The organism is Curvibacter sp. APW13, from assembly GCF_032337135.1.
Lineage (GTDB): Bacteria > Pseudomonadota > Gammaproteobacteria > Burkholderiales > Burkholderiaceae_C > Allorhodoferax.
The window spans coordinates 377,678-393,968 of sequence record NZ_JAVXZZ010000004.1 but is presented as its reverse complement, the minus strand read 5'-3'; the positions used below and the strand labels follow the sequence as shown (position 1 = coordinate 393,968).

The following is a 16,291-nucleotide window of genomic DNA, read 5'->3' as shown; positions in this document are numbered from 1 at the left end:
CACCCAGACTCAACTCAATGCAATTGCGAGACAATTGAATGAGAGGCCGCGCAAGACGCTCGGCTTCCATACCCCCGCTGAAATGTTCAGCGAATGTGTTGCATCGACCGGTTGAATCCGCCGGCGAAAGCTGTCAGTCAAATGCCATGCAGTTGTATTGCGATTCAAAGGAGCGTGATGGATGCGAGCAATCATTAACTATGCTCTGGTAACCATCGGAGCGATTGCATGTCTTGCTGGTGTGTGCGTGACGGTATTTTTCGTATTCACATTTCCAGCAATTGCAGGGCCAACACCTACCGACTTTCTCATACTGGAAGTTGGCGTACCCGGTCTTTTCACAACGCTTGTCGGGTGGTATTGCATGCGGTACGGCCTGCGCCAGCTGGCCGCTGCTCAAAGCCCTCTTCCGGAAGAGGTGGACAGCTAATCTCTGTATCAATCTGTACGACAGCTGACAGCCTGAAGCCGACGACCATCCGCTATTAAATTTCTAGCTTTCTACGCAATCAATTAGTGGGCTACAGCCTGATTTGGCCCCGGGTTGCGCCGAGCGAAGCGATTGCGCGTGGGGCAGTTCAGGCCGTTATGCGGAGTCGAGTAGCGCAGGGTGGGGCGGAAGAAGAGGCGCGCGCTGTTTGAGCCGAAGGCGAGTTTGCGCGCCTCCCGCCCCGCACGAGCAACGCAGTGAGCCCGTAGCGAAAGCGAAGGGCCGACGCATCCGGCTCGCCTTCTCTTTGCCTACTTTCTCTTGGCGAAGCAAGAGAAAGTAGGGCGCCTGCCGGGCCGAGACCCGGCCTGCAGCGCGCGCCGAAGCGGCCCCCAAGAGCGGTCAGATCATTTCTTCCGAACAGCGGATTTAGAAGCAACCGCTTTCTTGGCCGGTGCCACCTTCTTGGCCACAACCCGCTTCGGCTTCGCATTGGCCCGCGCCTCCACCGCCGCCTCCAGCGCCAACCGCGCCCACGGCACCATCAAGCCGGGTGACTCCAGCGCCTCGGCAGGTGCCGCGTAGTAGTTCATGCTCTTGGGCACCCCCTTCACCGGGTAGGTGAAGCGCGCACAGCCCTCGGCTTCGAACAGCGGGCGGGTGCGCTCGCTGGCCTTGAGCCACAGGGTCTGGCCGGCGCCGAGGTCGGCGATGATGGCGAGGGTCAGGCCGTCGGTGCTGATGCCGAAGCCGCCGAACATGCGCTTTGGTACGCAGGGCCCCACAGTGCCCAATAGTTCACAGCAATAGCGCGCAAAGTCGTGGTCGGGTGGTGCCATGGCGACAGGGTGGGAGTGGTGGGCTCGCATAATAGCGGCCCAAGATTCCAACCCAACCGCGAGACTTGCCCATGACTGCCTCCCCCATCACTCCCGGCCGCGACATTCCTCCCGGCGGCATCCAGGTCGTGGTCATGGCGGCGGGCAAGGGCACACGCATGAAGAGCACCTTGCCCAAGGTGCTGCACACCTTGGCAGGGCGCCCGCTGCTGCAGCATGTGCTCGACACGGCGGCCGACCTGCAGGCGCGCAACGCGGTGGTCATTACCGGCCACGGCGCTACAGAAGTGGAAGCGGCCTGCGCAGGTTTTACGCGGGCTGCGGGCCATTTTGATATGCAATTCGCGCGCCAGGAGCCGCAGCTCGGCACCGGCCACGCAGTGCAGCAGGCCGTGCCGCTGCTCGACGACGCCGGTGTCGTGGTGGTGCTCTCGGGCGATGTGCCGCTGACGCAGGCCGACACCCTGTACCACCTGCTCAAGATGAGCAACAGCCAGCACATGGCCCTGCTCACGCTGGAGATGCCCGACCCCACGGGATACGGGCGCATCGTGCGCGGCAGTGACGGCACGGTGCAGGCCATCGTGGAGCACAAGGATGCCAGCGAGGAGCAGCGCGCCATCACCGAGATCTACAGCGGCATCATGGCCGTGCCGGCCAAGCTGCTCAAGGGCTGGCTGGCGCGCCTGGACAACCACAATGCCCAGCAGGAGTACTACCTGACCGACATCGTGAAGTTCGCGGTGCTGGACGGCGTGCGGGTGCTGGCCCACAAGATCGATGACCCGGTGCAGGTGGCTGGGGTGAACAGCCCGGTGCAGCTGGCCGAGCTGGAGCGTGCCTACCAACTGCAGCAGGCCCGCCGCCTGATGGAAGATGGTGTGCGCCTGGCCGACCCGGCGCGCTTCGACGTGCGTGGCACCTTGCAGTGCGCGCGCGACGTGCGCATTGACGTGAATTGCGTCTTCGAAGGCGACGTGAACCTGGGCGAGGGCGTGTCCATCGGTGCCAACTGCGTCATTGCCAACGCCATCATCGAAGCCGGGGCCGTGATCCACCCCTTTACCCACATCGACGGCGAGAAGCTCGGCGTGCGCGTGGGTGTCGGTGCCCTCATCGGGCCGTTCGCGCGCCTGCGCCCGGGTGCACAGCTCGGTGCCGAGGTGCACATCGGCAACTTCGTGGAGGTAAAGAACTCCACCCTGGCCAAGGGGGCCAAGGCCAACCACCTGGCCTACCTGGGCGACGCCACGGTGGGCGAGCGCGTGAACTACGGCGCGGGCTCCATCACGGCCAACTACGACGGGGCCAACAAGCACCGCACCGTCATCGAGGACGACGTGCATGTGGGCTCCAACTGCGTGCTGGTGGCGCCCGTCACCATCGGCGCGGGCGGCACCGTGGGCGGGGGGTCCACCATCACCAAGAGTACCGAACCCGGCACCCTGAGCGTGGCGCGTGGCAAGCAGGTGGCCATAGCCAACTGGAAGCGGCCGCAGAAGGCCCCCAAAGCCTGAGGCCCCGCACCATGACCACCACCCCGACACCCGAAGAACGCATCGCCGCCTTGGAGTCGCAGGTGGCGGCGCTGGAGCGCGAGCTGCAGGACTTCACCTACACCGTGTCGCACGACTTGCGCGCGCCGCTGCGGCACATCGTGTCCTTTGCCAAGCTGGTGCAGATGGAAAGTGCCGACCAGCTGGATGCGGAGGCCCAGGGGTTCCTGGGCAATGTGGTGGACTCGGCCGCGCTCATGGGTCGCATGCTCGACGGCCTGCTGGCCATCTCGCGTGTGGGTGCGCAGGAATTGCAGTGGCAGGACATGGCACTGGCGGAAGTGGTGCAGTCCTGCGTGCAGACGGTACAGGGCCGCTACCCCCAGCACACCGTGCAATGGCAGGCTCCGGCCCACTTGCCGGTGCTGCGCACCGATCCGGCGCTGCTGCAGCAGGCCGTGCTGGCGCTGCTGGACAACGCCTGGAAATTCACCGGCGGCAAGGCCGACGCCGCCGTGACGCTGGCGCTGGAGCAGGCGGATGCGCGCCTGCGCCTGCGGCTGCAGGACAACGGAGCCGGCTTTGCCACCCAGCAGGTGGAGCGCCTGGGCCTGCCCTTTGTGCGCCTGCACAGCGCCTCGCAGTTCGACGGTGTAGGGCTGGGCCTGGCGCTGGCGCGCAAGTGTGTGCAGCGTCTGGGCGGGCGCCTGCAGCTGGAAGCCACGCCTGCTCAGGGCTGCTGTGTCACGTTGGAACTACCGCACTAGGAAGCTTTCGAGTTGCTCCTGAAACGGGAGCGTGCCGCGCAATATCTGTGCGGGCTACAAGCCAAAATGGCTTGAATGATGGGGTGCAGGTTGCTCAAGGCTCGGATGCGGCCGGGCGCGCCTGCTGCATCAGCCCCTGCACCTGCTGACCCACGTGCTGCACCTGGTTGGTCGGTGCCGGTGCGCTTGAACTGCCCGGTGCGGCGCTGGTGGCCGGTGCTACCGTGGCGGGTACGGCGCCGAGCTGTTTCTTGACCAGCACCACGGTCAGGCCCAGAGCAATGATGAGGGCGGCAAGGCTGAAGATGGCTTTCATGACGTTGGGGCTTGTGCTGGACGAGCGAGGGCGCTATTGTCGGGCAAGTCGCGCCCCGTGGACCTGGCCCAGGGCGCGGGGGCCCGCTTGGTTGGAGGTTGTTGGCACCATGATGTTTCCCGGTCTTTCCCTGACTGAAGCCGATGGGCAGGTCTTTCTGCGTGGCCTGCCCGACGCAGCACGGGCACCGGTGACTGCCGAGAGCCTGCGGGCCTGGCTGGACCAGTCGGGCTTTGCCGGTTGCGACGTCATGCCCGACGCGCTGGCGGCGGCGGTCGAAGACTGCAACGCCCGCAGCAGCCCGTTCGTCGTGCACATCGCCCAGCGCCGCGATGCCCAGGTGCTGGTAACGGTTGCTCCCGATGCCATGCAGGCCTGGATCAGCATCACGGCGCCACAGGGTGGGCGCCTGGCCGACGAGGGCGTGGTGATGCAGGCCTTGCGGGAGCAGGGCGTTGCGGCAGGGGTGGACGGCGACGCGGTGCGCGCAGCCTGTGCCGCCCAGCCGGTGGAGCACCACCTGGTGGCGCAGGGGGTGCCGGCGCAGGATGGCCTGGATGCCCGCTTCGAGGAAGTCGGTATCGCCGCGGCCGACCGTTCTCCGCGCCTGACCCCCGACGGCATGATCGACTACCGTGAGCACGGTGCCATCCTGCTGGTGGCGCCGGGGCAGCCGCTCATGCGCAGGCATCCGGCCACGCCGGGCATTGCCGGTTTCACGGTGCGCGCTGCCGAGCTGCAGCCCAAGCCCGGCAAGGACCTGCCTTTTACCGACGGCTTGCGCGGGGCCGCGGTCAGCGCGTCCGACCCGAACCTGCTGCAGGCCCACGCCGCCGGGTTGCCGGTACGGGTGCCCTGCGGCGTGCATGTGGAGCCGGTGCTGGAGGTGGAAGAGGTGAACCTGGCGACCGGCAACCTCCATTTCGACGGCACCGTGCGCGTGAAGGGCGACGTCATCCAGGGCATGAAGGTACAGGCCACGGGCGACGTGGAAGTCGGTGGTGTGGTTGAGGGCTCGCAACTCGACGCCGGGGGCCACGTCATCGTCAAGGGGGGCATCATTGCCGGGGCCTTTGCCAGGGCGGCGGGCACGGTGGCAGCGCGCTTCATCGAGTCGTCCACGGTGGACGCCGGTACGCTCATCGCGGTGGACGACATGGTGCTGGAGAGCACGCTGGTCTCGCGCGACCAGATCCACATCGGAATCAAGGTGCCGCAGCGCGGCAAGCTGGTGGGTGGCAGCACCCAGGCCGGCAAGTGGATCCGCGTGCCCTACCTGGGCTCCAGCAAGGGCGGCGTCACCCAGGTCGCGGTGGGCGTGAACCCCGAGCTGGAGCTGCGCTACCAGGCCCTGCTGGCCCGCATGGAGCAGGAGAAGGAAAACGAGACCAAGCTCGACAAGCTGGCGCAACAGCTGGGCGCCATGGGTGACCCCAAGGGCATGTTGCCCAAGGTGAAGGCGGCGTGGCAGGCGGCCGTGAAGCAGTGGGGTGCCAGCCTGGCCGAGCGCACCGAGCTCGACGCCTTGCTCAAGCAGGCGCGTACCGCGCGGCTGGAGCTGACCAAGGGCACGGTGGGGGAAGTGGCCCTGCAGCTGGGGCCGATGAAGGTGCAGCTGCGCAGGGAGTACGGGGCAGGCACCTTCGGCGTCGACCCCAACGGCACCCCGATCTTCACCGACCCGGCCGGCAAGGCCATCCCGCTGACTCCCTGAGTGCTATTGAATCAGAAGCTGTCTACGCAATATCGGCGAGGGTTCTGGCTTGTTTCAGGGTAGCTTTGCTGGAACTGATGTGGCCGGGCGAGCGCTGGGTGGCAGCGGCAGTTCGGCACCGAATTTGGCGCGGTGGATGCTGAAGAATGTCTTGACGTTGCGCACATTGGCATGCGCGGTGAACAGGCGCTGGCTCAGGCGCTGGTAGTCGGGCATGTCGCGGGCATGCACCACGAGGCAGAAGTCCGGCCCCGGCGACACCCGATAGCACTGCTGCACGCCGGGGTCCGGCGCCACATGCCGCTCGAAAGCCTCCAGCGCCTCGGCATCCTGCCGCTCCAGCGTGATCTCGACGATGGCCGTGAGCCCATGGCCGGTGACGACGGCGAGCCGCTCCGGGTGCAGGATGGCGACCTGCTTGGCAATCAGCCCCGCTTCCCATAGCCGCTTGACCCGGCGCAGGCAGGTGGGGGGCGACACGTGCACGCGCTCGGCCAGCTGCAGGTTGCTCAGGCTGGCGTCCTGCTGTAGCTGTGCCAGCAAGGCAATATCGATGGCATCAAGTTCCATGATTTCAATTTTGTTGAGTATTTGAAATATTAGTCCATTGATTCATATTCGAGAAATTTAATTCCAGTTTTCGTGAAATGTTGACGCGATATTTTTTGTTGACCAGCCTAGGATGCCGCATCTCAACACAAACAACGAGGTGACGTATGTGTGGCATTGTGGGCGCTGTGTCCCAGCGCAATGTGGTTCCGGTGCTGGTGCAGGGGCTGGAGCGGCTCGAATACCGCGGCTACGACTCGTGCGGCGTGGCCGTGTACGCCATGGACGGCCAGCCTGGCCTGCGCCGTGCCCGCTCCACGTCGCGCGTGGCTGAACTCGGCGAGCAGATTGCCAGCACGCAGCTGCAGGGGACCCTGGGCATCGCCCACACCCGCTGGGCCACCCATGGTGCCCCCGCCGTGCACAACGCCCACCCGCACTTCAGCCACGGCACCGGGGTAGGCGCCTCGCTCGACGGTGGCAAGCCTGGCCGCGTGGCACTGGTGCACAACGGCATCATCGAAAACCACGACGAGCTGCGCAATGCGCTCAAGGCCAAGGGCTACGAGTTCATGAGCCAGACCGACACCGAAGTCATCGCCCACCTGGTGGACAGCCTGTACGACGGCGACCTGCTGGAGGCCGTGAAGGCGGCCGTGAAGCAGCTGCATGGGGCCTATGCCATTGCCGTGTTCTGCAAGGACGAACCGCACCGCCTGGTCGGTGCCCGTGCCGGTTCGCCCTTGATCCTGGGCGTGGGCAAGGATGGGCAGGAGCATTTCCTGGCCAGCGACGCCATGGCCTTGGCCGGGGTGACGGACCAAATCGTGTATCTGGAAGAAGGCGACGTGGTGGATATGCAGCTGGGCAAGTACTGGCTGCTGGACAAGGCGCACAAGCCCCTGAGCGCCGAGGCGCGCCCGGTGAAGACCGTGCACGCCCACAGCGGCGCGGCCGAGCTCGGCCCCTACCGCCACTACATGCAGAAGGAAATCTTCGAGCAACCGCGCGCCATTGCCGACACCCTGGAAGGCGTGGAAGGCATCGTGCCCGAGCTGTTCGAAGCGCAGATGAACCACGCGCCTGGCCAGAATGCGGCCCGTGTGTTCCAGCAGATCGACTCCGTGCTGATCCTGGCCTGCGGCACCAGCTACTACAGCGGCTGCACCGCCAAGTACTGGCTGGAAAGCATCGCCAAGATCCCGACCCAGGTGGAAGTGGCCAGCGAGTACCGCTACCGCGAATCCGTGCCCAACCCCAACACCCTGGTGGTCACCATCAGCCAGAGCGGTGAAACCGCCGACACGCTGGCGGCGCTGCGTCACGCGAAAAGCTTGGGCATGCAGCACACGCTGACCATCTGCAACGTCGCCACCAGCGCCATGGTGCGCGAATGCAGCCTGGCCTATGTCACCCGCGCCGGGGTGGAGATCGGTGTGGCGTCCACCAAGGCCTTCACCACCCAGCTTGCTGGCCTGTTCCTGCTCACCTTGGCGCTGGCGCAGGCCAAGGACCGCTTGACGGACGCCGAAGAGCAGCGCCACCTCAAGGCCATGCGCCACCTGCCGGCCGCCTTGCAGGCGGTGCTGGCGCTGGAGCCGCAGATCATGTCCTGGGCCGACGACTTCGCCAAGCGTGAGAACGCGCTGTTCCTGGGCCGCGGCCTGCATTACCCCATTGCGTTGGAAGGCGCCTTGAAGCTCAAGGAGATCACCTACATCCACGCCGAGGCCTATGCGGCGGGCGAGCTCAAGCACGGCCCGCTGGCCCTCGTGACGAGCGAGATGCCGGTGGTGACCGTGGCGCCCAACGACGCGCTGCTGGAAAAGCTCAAGAGCAACATGCACGAGGTGCGGGCCCGCGGCGGCGTGCTCTACGTGCTGGCCGACGCCGACACCCACATCGAAAGCAGCGAAGGCCTGCACGTGATCCGCATGCCCGAGCACTACGGCGAACTCTCGCCCCTGCTGCACGTGGTGCCGCTGCAGCTGCTGAGCTACCACACCGCCCTCGCCCGCGGTACGGATGTCGACAAACCCAGAAACCTGGCCAAGAGCGTGACTGTCGAATGACGGGTTCGCCTACTGGTACTGATGTTCCGCGCAAATAAAGTCGAAAACAGGACATTAAAGTCGAAAACAACACCCTAGCATCCATGCGGGTTTCCGCTCTGTTGGGTTTTGGTCGCATTTTTTTAAAGTCGAAAACAGCATGTTCGTAGAGCCTGCTTTTTCTCCTAATGTCAAAGGCATGTGAGGTGCTTAACCATGGAGTCGTTGGACCTTTTCGATCTTCCTTCTCCTGTTCTTGCATTCCTTCCTGACGAAACTTTGTTTAGTTGGTGCAGTCGTCAGCATGCTTTTTGGGGTTTCCCAAATGCTGGGGCAACTGCACAAATTCTGTTTGGCGACCGCCATTTCGGAACCCATCACGATCTTCCCAGCGCCTTGGATCAATTGGTTGCTCGGACGAAAGGTGAGATAGGCGATGCAGTGAGTCTGGCCTTAAGCAGGACCCTTCTGCGTTACTACCAACCCTTTGTAACGCCAACTTTGCTCGCAGATTGCATACAGATGATGCGCGGACAATCTGCAAGGCACCTCAAATTCAGGCTTGGATTGCTTACCAGCCGATTCCGCGCCAATCATCCTTTAAAGGCTTGCCCGGCCTGCATGACTCACGAACTGCGTGAGTTCGGGTGGGCATATTGGCACTTGGAGCACCAATATCCAGGGGCCTGGTTTTGCACGCACCATCAGATCCCCTTGCTAGTCGCAACCGTCAAATCTACAGGAGTGCATCGATTCCAGTGGGCATTACCGCATGGAAAATGTTTGTCCCAGAGATGGTTGGCTGATGTTGTCGATGTGCATGCAATCCAAAAACTGACATGTATGACAACCGACCTAGTTCGTGAATCACGCCCTGTAGGTTGGCTAGGTGGCGCAAATGTTCAACCAGTACTGCGCCAAGCAGTAAGAGCCCGAGGTTGGCTGACCTCGAAAGGGAATCTTCGATCAAAAGACTTGGCAGTCGATTTCTGGGCGTACTCTCAGAGACTGCGAGGGTCTCCCGATCTGGACTCCTCTTTGCCGAGTGGGATACGGGATGCTGGAACTCAAGCATGCCGGATGTTGCGCCCCTGGAGAACAGGGACACATCCGCTGCGAACACTCATCTTGGTCGACTGGCTTTTTGAAACTCCAGAAGCGTTTATCACCGAATACGACCGCCTCCATTCAGCATCACTACCATCAGAAGGAAGCGAGGACAAGAATGAAGCCGTTCGTGTGCCAAATCCACCGGTTCAAGATCCTCGAAAGAATGAGTTGCTGCGCAAGGTGCAGTCCGGCATGTCAGCAACAGCCGCTGCCGAATCCGTAGGGATCACCGTAGGGACAGCAATTTCATGGTTGTCTCAAGCGAATATAAGTGTCAAAAGGCGCCCAAAATCGTTAAGTCACGAGATTCAGGCCGCTCTGAAAAAAGACCTGAATAGGGGAATCGACAAAGCCACCTGTGCAGCCACCCATTCCATTACCGTGCAGGCTGTTACCAGATTTCTGCGTTCTGAGCCCGGTCTTCATGATGCATGGAAGAACGCCAGTTACTCCCTAAAGCTGCATGAAGCTCGTGCACGGTGGTTGGAGGTATCGCGAAAGTTTGGTCATCTCGGAGTCAAATTGACCAGAGCCCATGCCCCTTCAAGTTATGCGTGGCTATATCGACATGACGGCGTCTGGCTGCAATCCCATACTCCGCCAGTTGTTGTGCGGACTGGCGGAGGATTGCGCATTCGATGGGATGAGCGGGACCTAGAATTAAGCGCAGCACTAGAGCCTGTGATTGAAGCGCTACGGAGCCAACATGGAGACCGGCCATTACATCTTTGGCAGATTTATCAAGCACTGCCTAAGTTGAAGCCCAAGCTCTCAAAATTGGATAGGCTGCCCCTCACCAAAAGCATAGTTGAACGAGCGTTGGGTAAGCACAAACTGAAGACTGGCGAAGGCCTACTCTGATGACATTGACGAGTGAAAAAAATTTCTACAAAATATGCAAATATGCGTAACAGTATGAAAGAAGCATGATTGCTCTGAATGCAAAATCCCGCGTGGAGCGCGCACGCAATATCTGCAAGTTGCATGGAATTACACAAGCGCAAATCGCTGCGGACCTTGGCGCTAGTCAGCCGCAGATAAGTCGAATCCTTCAAGGGCAAGGACAGAAGGCCACCCGTCTAGTGGAGGAGGTTTGCCTATATGCAGAGCGCTATGCAGGCGGAGTGACAACAGACTCGGTAAAGGCTAATGACGAGTTGATAGACGCATTGGCAATGACCTGGGATGGATCTGCAAAGCATGCAAAAGCCTTGTCTTCTGTTATCCGCTCACTCGCGGCATTGGGCCCGCTCCAATCAGTTACAACGCATAAAAAGAAAGTTCAATGAATACGCTCATTGCGCCTGCGCCCTTACCGGAAGAACTCGATCGCGGGTACCTGGGACGGGTAATGCGCCTTAACGGACTGAGGTCTGAGAAGGAGGCGCATCATGAACTGTTCAGATTGTTCGACTTGGAGCATCTATCCCGATGGGAGCGATCAGTCTTAGAGCCATTAAGTTGCCTGGCGGGGCAATCGCTTGAGCAGTTTGTGCAAAGTCATTCAACGTTGCCCTTCAGACGGGCCATCACTTCTTTCCTGCCCAATCTCACGCATGGCAGCAATGAACGCCGTTCACTTCTGTACAACAGCGGCATGATTGCTGCACGCAAAGGCGCGTACTTTTGCGTTGAGTGTGTTTCAGCTGACTTGAGATTTCACGGAGTCAGTTACTGGAGGCGTGATCTGCAGTTGCCAGGGCAGCTGTGGTGCCCTAAGCACAGGTCTTCACTCCGATTTGTCGATCATGATGATGCATTTCTTTGTCCACCATCCGCACACTTGCAAGGTGCATCTGTAGTTTCTTCAGTGGTCGTGAATAAAGCACTGGGGAATGACTGTGTCCAGAAGTTCCTGGAAGTCGCTTCTGGCTTGATGGTGCGCCCATGCCCTTTGGATGTTAAGTACGTATCGCTTGCCTTGCGCAACCGAGCAATGGGTCGTGGACTTCAAACCCACGGCAGTGGAAACAGGTTGCCGCTGCTTAGTGATCTGATAAAACGGTCATTTCCCAGTTCTTGGCTTGAAACGATTTTCGTCGGGCTGGCAGAGAAACCTGATGGTCGAATTCTCAACCATGTGGACGGTGTGCTCTACATGCGTAAATCAGCTTCGTCAGTCTCGTCATATCTCTTGGCCAGCGCAGTCCTCTACGAGTCATCCGATAGCGCGCTGAATGATCTTTTTGCTGCGTCGCAAACCTATGCAAGTATTCCGGAGCGGAAAACATTGACCATGAATGTGGAGGACAGTAACAGACTGACCCAAGCATATATTGACTGCCGTGGTCAGCACGTTAACGTTGCAAAGAAACTGAGAATTCCTTCTCATCAGGTGAAGTCGTTCTTGAATAACTTGGGCCTGCCTAATCTCATTGGCGGGCGGCAAGGCAAAGACGCGCTGGCGTCGGTTAGAGCATTCCGGATTCTAGGGAAATCAAGTGCAGAGAGTGCTGGAATCGGCAGGTTGACGATCAATGAATTCGATGAGATCAATCGGAAGTCCGGACCGAATTTGACTTCTGCAATCCTCGCTATGAACGGAAAGCTCCTTACGCAACCTAGTGAGACGGTAAGAAGGTCCAAGGGCGCATTGCCGAGAGAGGATGTAACCACTGGTCTTGTGGAAGTCTTGTGATTTCAAGCCCGAGCTATCGAGTTCCAGAGTTGCGACCAGAATGCATCATTGCGCGGAACCAGATCCTCGTACTTACCCATCATGGCTGGGTCCTTGCTACGAAACGCGGCAACCGCAGGCCCAACTGCTGCGAGGTAAGTTGACGCTGCTTTTTTAAAGTCGGAAGGTAGCAAGTCGCCCTTGTTACGTTCCAGTGCAACGCGGTGTGCAGCGATCCACAATGCAATGATTAAGCGTTGAATACCTCCAGTCAGGTCGATGATGAGAGCAGCCAGATCATCGTCGATAGGAAGTTTCTTCTGTACATATTGGTACTTGCCCAGTTGATCGAGAAATATCGTTCTGAAGCTGGGGTCCTTCGGATCATCGAAATGTTGGAACACGTGATAGCCGGATGTCACGATGCGCTCAGTGGTGCTGAGACGCCGCGTTAGCGCACCGATACCGTCAGGGGTTCCAGAGATCAATAGCGGTACGTGCCACGTATTCATCAATATCAAAATCCATTTGAGGAACTGATCCTCAACGATGCTCAACTCTTGCACTTCCGATTTGTTCCGGCGACTTTTCAAGGTTGAAAGCTTGAAAAGGTTTTGGACTTCATCCAAGTGCAAGAGACCCAAAAAGTGCGACGTTGCGACCTGTCGCCATGAGTCCAGCATCTTCATTCCGTCTCGTCGGTCCTTTGCCAGGTCGGCTGCAAATCGATTGCCACCTGTAACCCGATCCCACTCGCGCATGAGATCAGTCGCTAAATCCGCAGCTCTGCCGCTGGGGGGGACATTGATAGACAACCAAGCTACTTGCTTATGTCCGCCGATCAGCCTGGGGAAAGTGCCATGGTGGATGACTTGTTGCGGATAGCTGCGTAAACAGCGCAAAATGGCCTCTGTCTTACCAGTCCCTGAGTGGCCGACAACTGCAGCCCCGAAAGCTGGGGCTTTTGCGGGCAGAGGTGACAAATGTTCGCCGCTGATGGTCGTCCAGGTCGACGACGTCGTTGGATCCAGATAACGATAGTTTTGGCGGATCATTAAGTCGATCGTTTCATGCAGTCGGCATTCTTCTAGGCTCGCGATATGAAAATCCCGCAATGACATCAGGTGATGCAACGCAATGTGAGGTGGTATGCACTCCATTGACCTGGGCCGGCGAGGCAGTTCGGTTAAAGCCTTTAGCACCTCAGATCTAGACCGAATGGGCCCTAGTCCTTGTGTGAGCAAATTCCCGGCATAGGGGTCGAGCGGGTTGGTTTCAGCCATTGAAATCCTCCTCTCCGTCAGCTGACCTCAATATGGCGCGCATCATTTCACTATGGGCTTCCATGGCTTCGTCCCGCAGGACTTCCACTGCTTTTTCCTCGGGGGCGTGCATTTGGTGTGCGCACGCGACTTCAGCGATACGTGCCTCTGTAATCGTTGGAGTAGCGCCTTTGGCCTTGGCAACAGCCTCAGATGTCAGTTTGACTGCGCGGTTGCGGAGGGCCTCGACATCACGGAGGGCTTTTAATGCATGGAGGTTCCGCTCGTGTTCATCGAAAGCACCACGCATTTGTTTGAACGCGATTGCATCGCTAAATTCGTCCCAAGTCACTTCAGGCGAAGCCTGCGATTGGGGCGATATCTGCAATTCCAAAAGGCCCTTGCCGTTGGTGTTCGGTGTCCAAATACGCCCCACTGGGCCTGGATATTTTGTTATTGGGATGGACCATCCGCGGTAGTTGCGTGCATAGGTCGTCCATTCTTCATCACGTATGGTCGGACATGAATAGTCGTTGCCTGCGTAAACGATAGCGCTCCGTCCCACGCGAGCGGTATCCTGTTCCAATAATTGGGAAATAAGGTCATCTTTGGGCATTAAGCGTTGCACTCCTATTCCCATTGCGTGGCCCCAGTTCCAAAGGCCCGCAGGGCTTGGAAAAACCCCTGCAGCGGCCATGTGGGCATCGACCCGTTTCGAGCGGTTCGCAGTGAGGTTGTACTGACTAAAGATAATGTGAAGGTACTGAACGTACTCACTGACGGTCATTGCTGACTCTGCAGGGTTGGACTTGCGCAAATCGAACTCCGGCCTGCGAAAATCCATAGCTCCGGGGATGAAGAGAAACTGCTTGTCTTTTTCGATCCGATGTAAGACCTCGACGAGTCCTTTTAGGTCTGGTCGATAAGGTGGTGTGTAAGAGATGATGTCGATCAGTTTCGATGCGGTGACGCTGGCAGCCTTGGAGAGGTACTCTCCCCGGTCGCAAAGCAGCATGTAGCACATGGTGGGTAGTGGATTTAGACTTAGCACGGGTTGATAGCCCCATAAGTCACCCAGCAAAGCGGGGTCAGCAACAGCATTGAAGATGCCAGTTTTTGCAGTGTTCCAGCTCGGACCAGTCAAGCAGACGTGGAAGCCAACTATGGCCGTCGACCACACGTCGACGATGATGTAAACGATGGGACGTCCGATGATCCACGCTCGGTTAATCGAGCAACGTAGGTAGATGTCACCGATGGTGGAGTCAATCGCCCATGTGTGCCCTGGACCAGATACCCCTTTCCAGTTTCTTGCGACTAACCCACGTAGTGTGCGCTTAAAGTGCCCGGCTGTTGTTTTCTGAAGCAGGCGTTGCAGACGCGGAATTTCCACTTCCAATACCCTACGAATTTGCCTGGGGTTTGGGTACTCACCAGGCTTCGGATCAATGGGCACCAACTCCCCGTCTTCTTGACGATACCGTTTTACAAAGGCGCTGTTGAGAATTAATGCGCAACGCGCCGGCATAGCGGGCTTCACTGGTGTTTTGATATGGTTGTCGGCAGCAAGGATGGCAGCGCGCCACTCGGTGCTCATGCCGGGCTGCCTCGGAGGTAGGTCGATATGGTGAAGCTTGGCGACTCGTTGAGCACGGGTTTTCCTGCCTGCTTTTTTTCGTCCTCCTGGGTCGCAGGGGCGGGCAATACCTGGTGCGCCACATCTGTCCAGTCGTGGTAACAAACTAACCTTGCTGATTCCAAGCATGCAAAGGATCGTCCACAGCCGATAGATGAAGGATCGGCTCGTCTTCGTTCGCGCCATGGCTGCTCGAACCGCCCCCCCCAAGCCCTTGTTAACAAGAATGCTGTCTTTGAGCACGGCTGGATCAAGGAATTCCTCCATCACGTCGCACCGCAATTCGTAGAGCCGTTTCTTGTTTGGGGTGCCAATAGGCACGAAGTAGATTGGCTCGCGTTCAACTTCAACTGGGATCAACAGCTTTTTTTGCCCGAGTTGTTCGAGATAGTCGCGATCAAGCCAGAGCAATTCTCCGATGAGCGCTGCAGGCGATTTCTTTCTTGGCCGGTTTGTGGTTTTCTTCTTCTTTCGCCCTCCATGAATACTTTTGCCTACCGCTTCGAGCTGTAAGCAAACACAGACTGTTTTGTTGATTGCTGCTTCATCAAATATCACTCGATAAATCCCAGCCGGGTAGGCGGCCGGATCCTGGTCATTCAAGAGGCGAAAGACTTGGTTATGCATCAGAGCCATGCCGATCTCCTCGATGCGACAGGGTTGAGTCCCCGGAAGTCCTCTGCTGTTAGCAGCTCAATTGGTAGATGAGGTCGCCATCCGGTTCGGAGGTCGCTTGGAATTTTTGCGGACCATACGCCTTGCCATAACGCGCGTTGTGCCACGGCCAAGCCGCCGAGTTCGGCTGCAATGGCTTGCAGGGTATATGCGTAGGTGTGACCAATTGTCTGCTGAACAACACGCGCTGCCGTTTCTATTTCAGCTTGGGTGCTGGGAATCCCAAGTGCCCAAGGTGCGGTTTCTCTCAACTTGAGGCCAACAGACTCATCAAAGAGGCTTGGCGTGATTAAAAGCCAGGTGACTTTGCGTTTATCCCAGTAAGTTTTTTCGAGCAGAAGGAGTTGCCGTTGACGTTTGGAGAGGTTTTTTTCATTGGGTTTGTAAGCAACGGCAAGTAGTTCGCGAGTTCCGGCAAGATTCAAGACCAATACCTGATCGGTGGTCATTTGCCAATCGACTGAGCTTCCGCTTTCTGTAATTTTTGGGTGTTTGATTCCCAATTGACGTGCAAGTTCGAGTGTGCCTGGATACTCGGTAGCGCTGTTACCGACGTTGTATAAGGTCAGTTCGTGCACGCTGGACTGGGTGGCAAGTGGATGTTGTTCCCTGACATCATCGAGGTCGGGCAGCATGGCAGAGAAAAGAAATCCGACCCATTCACCATCGGAGAGGAGCTCACGCTGTCGGTTGCGCCACATCATCAAATGTGATCGGCCTAAGCTTGAAGGGTCTCCACGCCCCACTCTGTGCCACGGGAGGTAGTCCTCGAAAGTGCCTTTTCCTCGACCTTGACGGTTGAACCTAGCCAAAAGTTCGGGCGTAAATC

The 16,291-nt window shown here is 58.9% G+C and carries 13 protein-coding genes; 7 read left to right on the top strand and 6 right to left on the bottom strand.

The window, feature by feature from the left end; all coding sequences use genetic code 11:
- Positions 1–837: 837 nt before the first annotated feature.
- The gene (locus RQP54_RS17595) at positions 838–1,269 is read right to left on the bottom strand and encodes a TfoX/Sxy family protein (RefSeq protein ID WP_315679736.1); all 432 of its coding nucleotides are present in this window, start codon (positions 1,267–1,269) and stop codon (positions 838–840) included.
- Positions 1,270–1,340: 71 nt separating this feature from the next.
- On the opposite strand from RQP54_RS17595, the gene glmU reads away from it, so the two are divergent.
- Together glmU and RQP54_RS17585 are read left to right on the top strand one after the other, a co-directional pair.
- Positions 1,341–2,786: a bifunctional UDP-N-acetylglucosamine diphosphorylase/glucosamine-1-phosphate N-acetyltransferase GlmU gene (glmU, locus tag RQP54_RS17590; RefSeq protein WP_315679735.1), complete on the top strand. Its 1,446-nt coding sequence runs from the start codon at positions 1,341–1,343 to the stop codon at positions 2,784–2,786.
- Positions 2,787–2,797: 11 nt separating this feature from the next.
- Positions 2,798–3,532, top strand: a complete 735-nt coding sequence (locus tag RQP54_RS17585; RefSeq protein ID WP_315679734.1) for a sensor histidine kinase — start codon at positions 2,798–2,800, stop codon at positions 3,530–3,532.
- Positions 3,533–3,626: 94 nt separating this feature from the next.
- Here the strand turns inward: RQP54_RS17585 and RQP54_RS17580 are convergent, their stop codons facing one another.
- The gene (locus RQP54_RS17580) at positions 3,627–3,848 is read right to left on the bottom strand and encodes a hypothetical protein (RefSeq protein ID WP_315679733.1); all 222 of its coding nucleotides are present in this window, start codon (positions 3,846–3,848) and stop codon (positions 3,627–3,629) included.
- Between the two features lie 109 nt (positions 3,849–3,957).
- Here RQP54_RS17580 and RQP54_RS17575 point away from each other — a divergent pair, with 109 nt between their 5' ends.
- A complete protein-coding gene (locus tag RQP54_RS17575; RefSeq protein ID WP_315679732.1) occupies positions 3,958–5,562 on the top strand; it encodes a FapA family protein in 1,605 nt (534 codons plus the stop codon).
- 54 nt (positions 5,563–5,616) lie between these two features.
- Here RQP54_RS17575 and RQP54_RS17570 read toward each other — a convergent pair whose 3' ends face one another.
- Positions 5,617–6,132, bottom strand: coding sequence for an Lrp/AsnC family transcriptional regulator (locus RQP54_RS17570; protein WP_315679731.1), 516 nt, complete (start codon positions 6,130–6,132; stop codon positions 5,617–5,619).
- A 146-nt stretch (positions 6,133–6,278) separates the two neighbouring features.
- Between RQP54_RS17570 and glmS the strand changes: the two genes are divergently transcribed.
- From glmS to RQP54_RS17550, 4 genes are all read left to right on the top strand, one after another.
- A complete protein-coding gene (glmS, locus tag RQP54_RS17565; protein WP_315679730.1) occupies positions 6,279–8,183 on the top strand; it encodes a glutamine--fructose-6-phosphate transaminase (isomerizing) in 1,905 nt (634 codons plus the stop codon).
- Between the two features lie 195 nt (positions 8,184–8,378).
- Complete coding sequence (locus tag RQP54_RS17560; protein WP_315679729.1) at positions 8,379–10,133, top strand: TnsD family Tn7-like transposition protein; 1,755 nt, start codon at positions 8,379–8,381, stop codon at positions 10,131–10,133.
- A 65-nt stretch (positions 10,134–10,198) separates the two neighbouring features.
- Positions 10,199–10,561, top strand: coding sequence for a helix-turn-helix transcriptional regulator (locus RQP54_RS17555; protein WP_315679728.1), 363 nt, complete (start codon positions 10,199–10,201; stop codon positions 10,559–10,561).
- On the top strand, positions 10,558–11,910 hold the full coding sequence (locus RQP54_RS17550) for a TniQ family protein (RefSeq protein ID WP_315679727.1): 1,353 nt from the start codon (positions 10,558–10,560) through the stop codon (positions 11,908–11,910). The genes RQP54_RS17555 and RQP54_RS17550 overlap by 4 nt, the downstream gene beginning before the upstream one ends.
- A gap of 2 nt (positions 11,911–11,912) precedes the next feature.
- Here RQP54_RS17550 and RQP54_RS17545 read toward each other — a convergent pair whose 3' ends face one another.
- Genes RQP54_RS17545 through RQP54_RS17535 form a run of 3 tightly spaced genes read right to left on the bottom strand, consistent with a single transcriptional unit; the run spans position 11,913 to position 16,166 of the window.
- On the bottom strand, positions 11,913–13,172 hold the full coding sequence (locus RQP54_RS17545) for an ATP-binding protein (protein ID WP_315679726.1): 1,260 nt from the start codon (positions 13,170–13,172) through the stop codon (positions 11,913–11,915).
- The gene (locus RQP54_RS17540; RefSeq protein WP_315679725.1) at positions 13,165–15,423 is read right to left on the bottom strand and encodes a transposase; all 2,259 of its coding nucleotides are present in this window, start codon (positions 15,421–15,423) and stop codon (positions 13,165–13,167) included. The genes RQP54_RS17545 and RQP54_RS17540 overlap by 8 nt, the downstream gene beginning before the upstream one ends.
- Positions 15,414–16,166 carry a transposase gene (locus tag RQP54_RS17535; RefSeq protein ID WP_315679724.1) on the bottom strand — a complete coding sequence of 251 codons (753 nt, stop codon included), beginning with the start codon at positions 16,164–16,166 and terminating at the stop codon, positions 15,414–15,416. Before RQP54_RS17535 ends, RQP54_RS17540 begins: the two co-directional genes overlap by 10 nt.
- Positions 16,167–16,291: the final 125 nt, after the last annotated feature.

What these genes read in the sequence shown, in the direction of transcription:
- RQP54_RS17535 (WP_315679724.1), bottom strand. Translation starts at nt 16,166, where the DNA reads ATGATGTGGCGCAACCGACAGCGTGAGCTCCTCTCCGATGGTGAATGG.
- RQP54_RS17570 (WP_315679731.1), bottom strand. Translation starts at nt 6,132, where the DNA reads ATGGAACTTGATGCCATCGATATTGCCTTGCTGGCACAGCTACAGCAG.
- RQP54_RS17560 (WP_315679729.1), top strand. Translation starts at nt 8,379, where the DNA reads ATGGAGTCGTTGGACCTTTTCGATCTTCCTTCTCCTGTTCTTGCATTC.
- glmU (WP_315679735.1), top strand. Translation starts at nt 1,341, where the DNA reads ATGACTGCCTCCCCCATCACTCCCGGCCGCGACATTCCTCCCGGCGGC.
- RQP54_RS17595 (WP_315679736.1), bottom strand. Translation starts at nt 1,269, where the DNA reads ATGGCACCACCCGACCACGACTTTGCGCGCTATTGCTGTGAACTATTG.
- RQP54_RS17550 (WP_315679727.1), top strand. Translation starts at nt 10,558, where the DNA reads ATGAATACGCTCATTGCGCCTGCGCCCTTACCGGAAGAACTCGATCGC.
- RQP54_RS17585 (WP_315679734.1), top strand. Translation starts at nt 2,798, where the DNA reads ATGACCACCACCCCGACACCCGAAGAACGCATCGCCGCCTTGGAGTCG.
- RQP54_RS17545 (WP_315679726.1), bottom strand. Translation starts at nt 13,172, where the DNA reads ATGGCTGAAACCAACCCGCTCGACCCCTATGCCGGGAATTTGCTCACA.
- glmS (WP_315679730.1), top strand. Translation starts at nt 6,279, where the DNA reads ATGTGTGGCATTGTGGGCGCTGTGTCCCAGCGCAATGTGGTTCCGGTG.
- RQP54_RS17575 (WP_315679732.1), top strand. Translation starts at nt 3,958, where the DNA reads ATGATGTTTCCCGGTCTTTCCCTGACTGAAGCCGATGGGCAGGTCTTT.
- RQP54_RS17555 (WP_315679728.1), top strand. Translation starts at nt 10,199, where the DNA reads ATGATTGCTCTGAATGCAAAATCCCGCGTGGAGCGCGCACGCAATATC.
- RQP54_RS17540 (WP_315679725.1), bottom strand. Translation starts at nt 15,423, where the DNA reads ATGGCTCTGATGCATAACCAAGTCTTTCGCCTCTTGAATGACCAGGAT.
- RQP54_RS17580 (WP_315679733.1), bottom strand. Translation starts at nt 3,848, where the DNA reads ATGAAAGCCATCTTCAGCCTTGCCGCCCTCATCATTGCTCTGGGCCTG.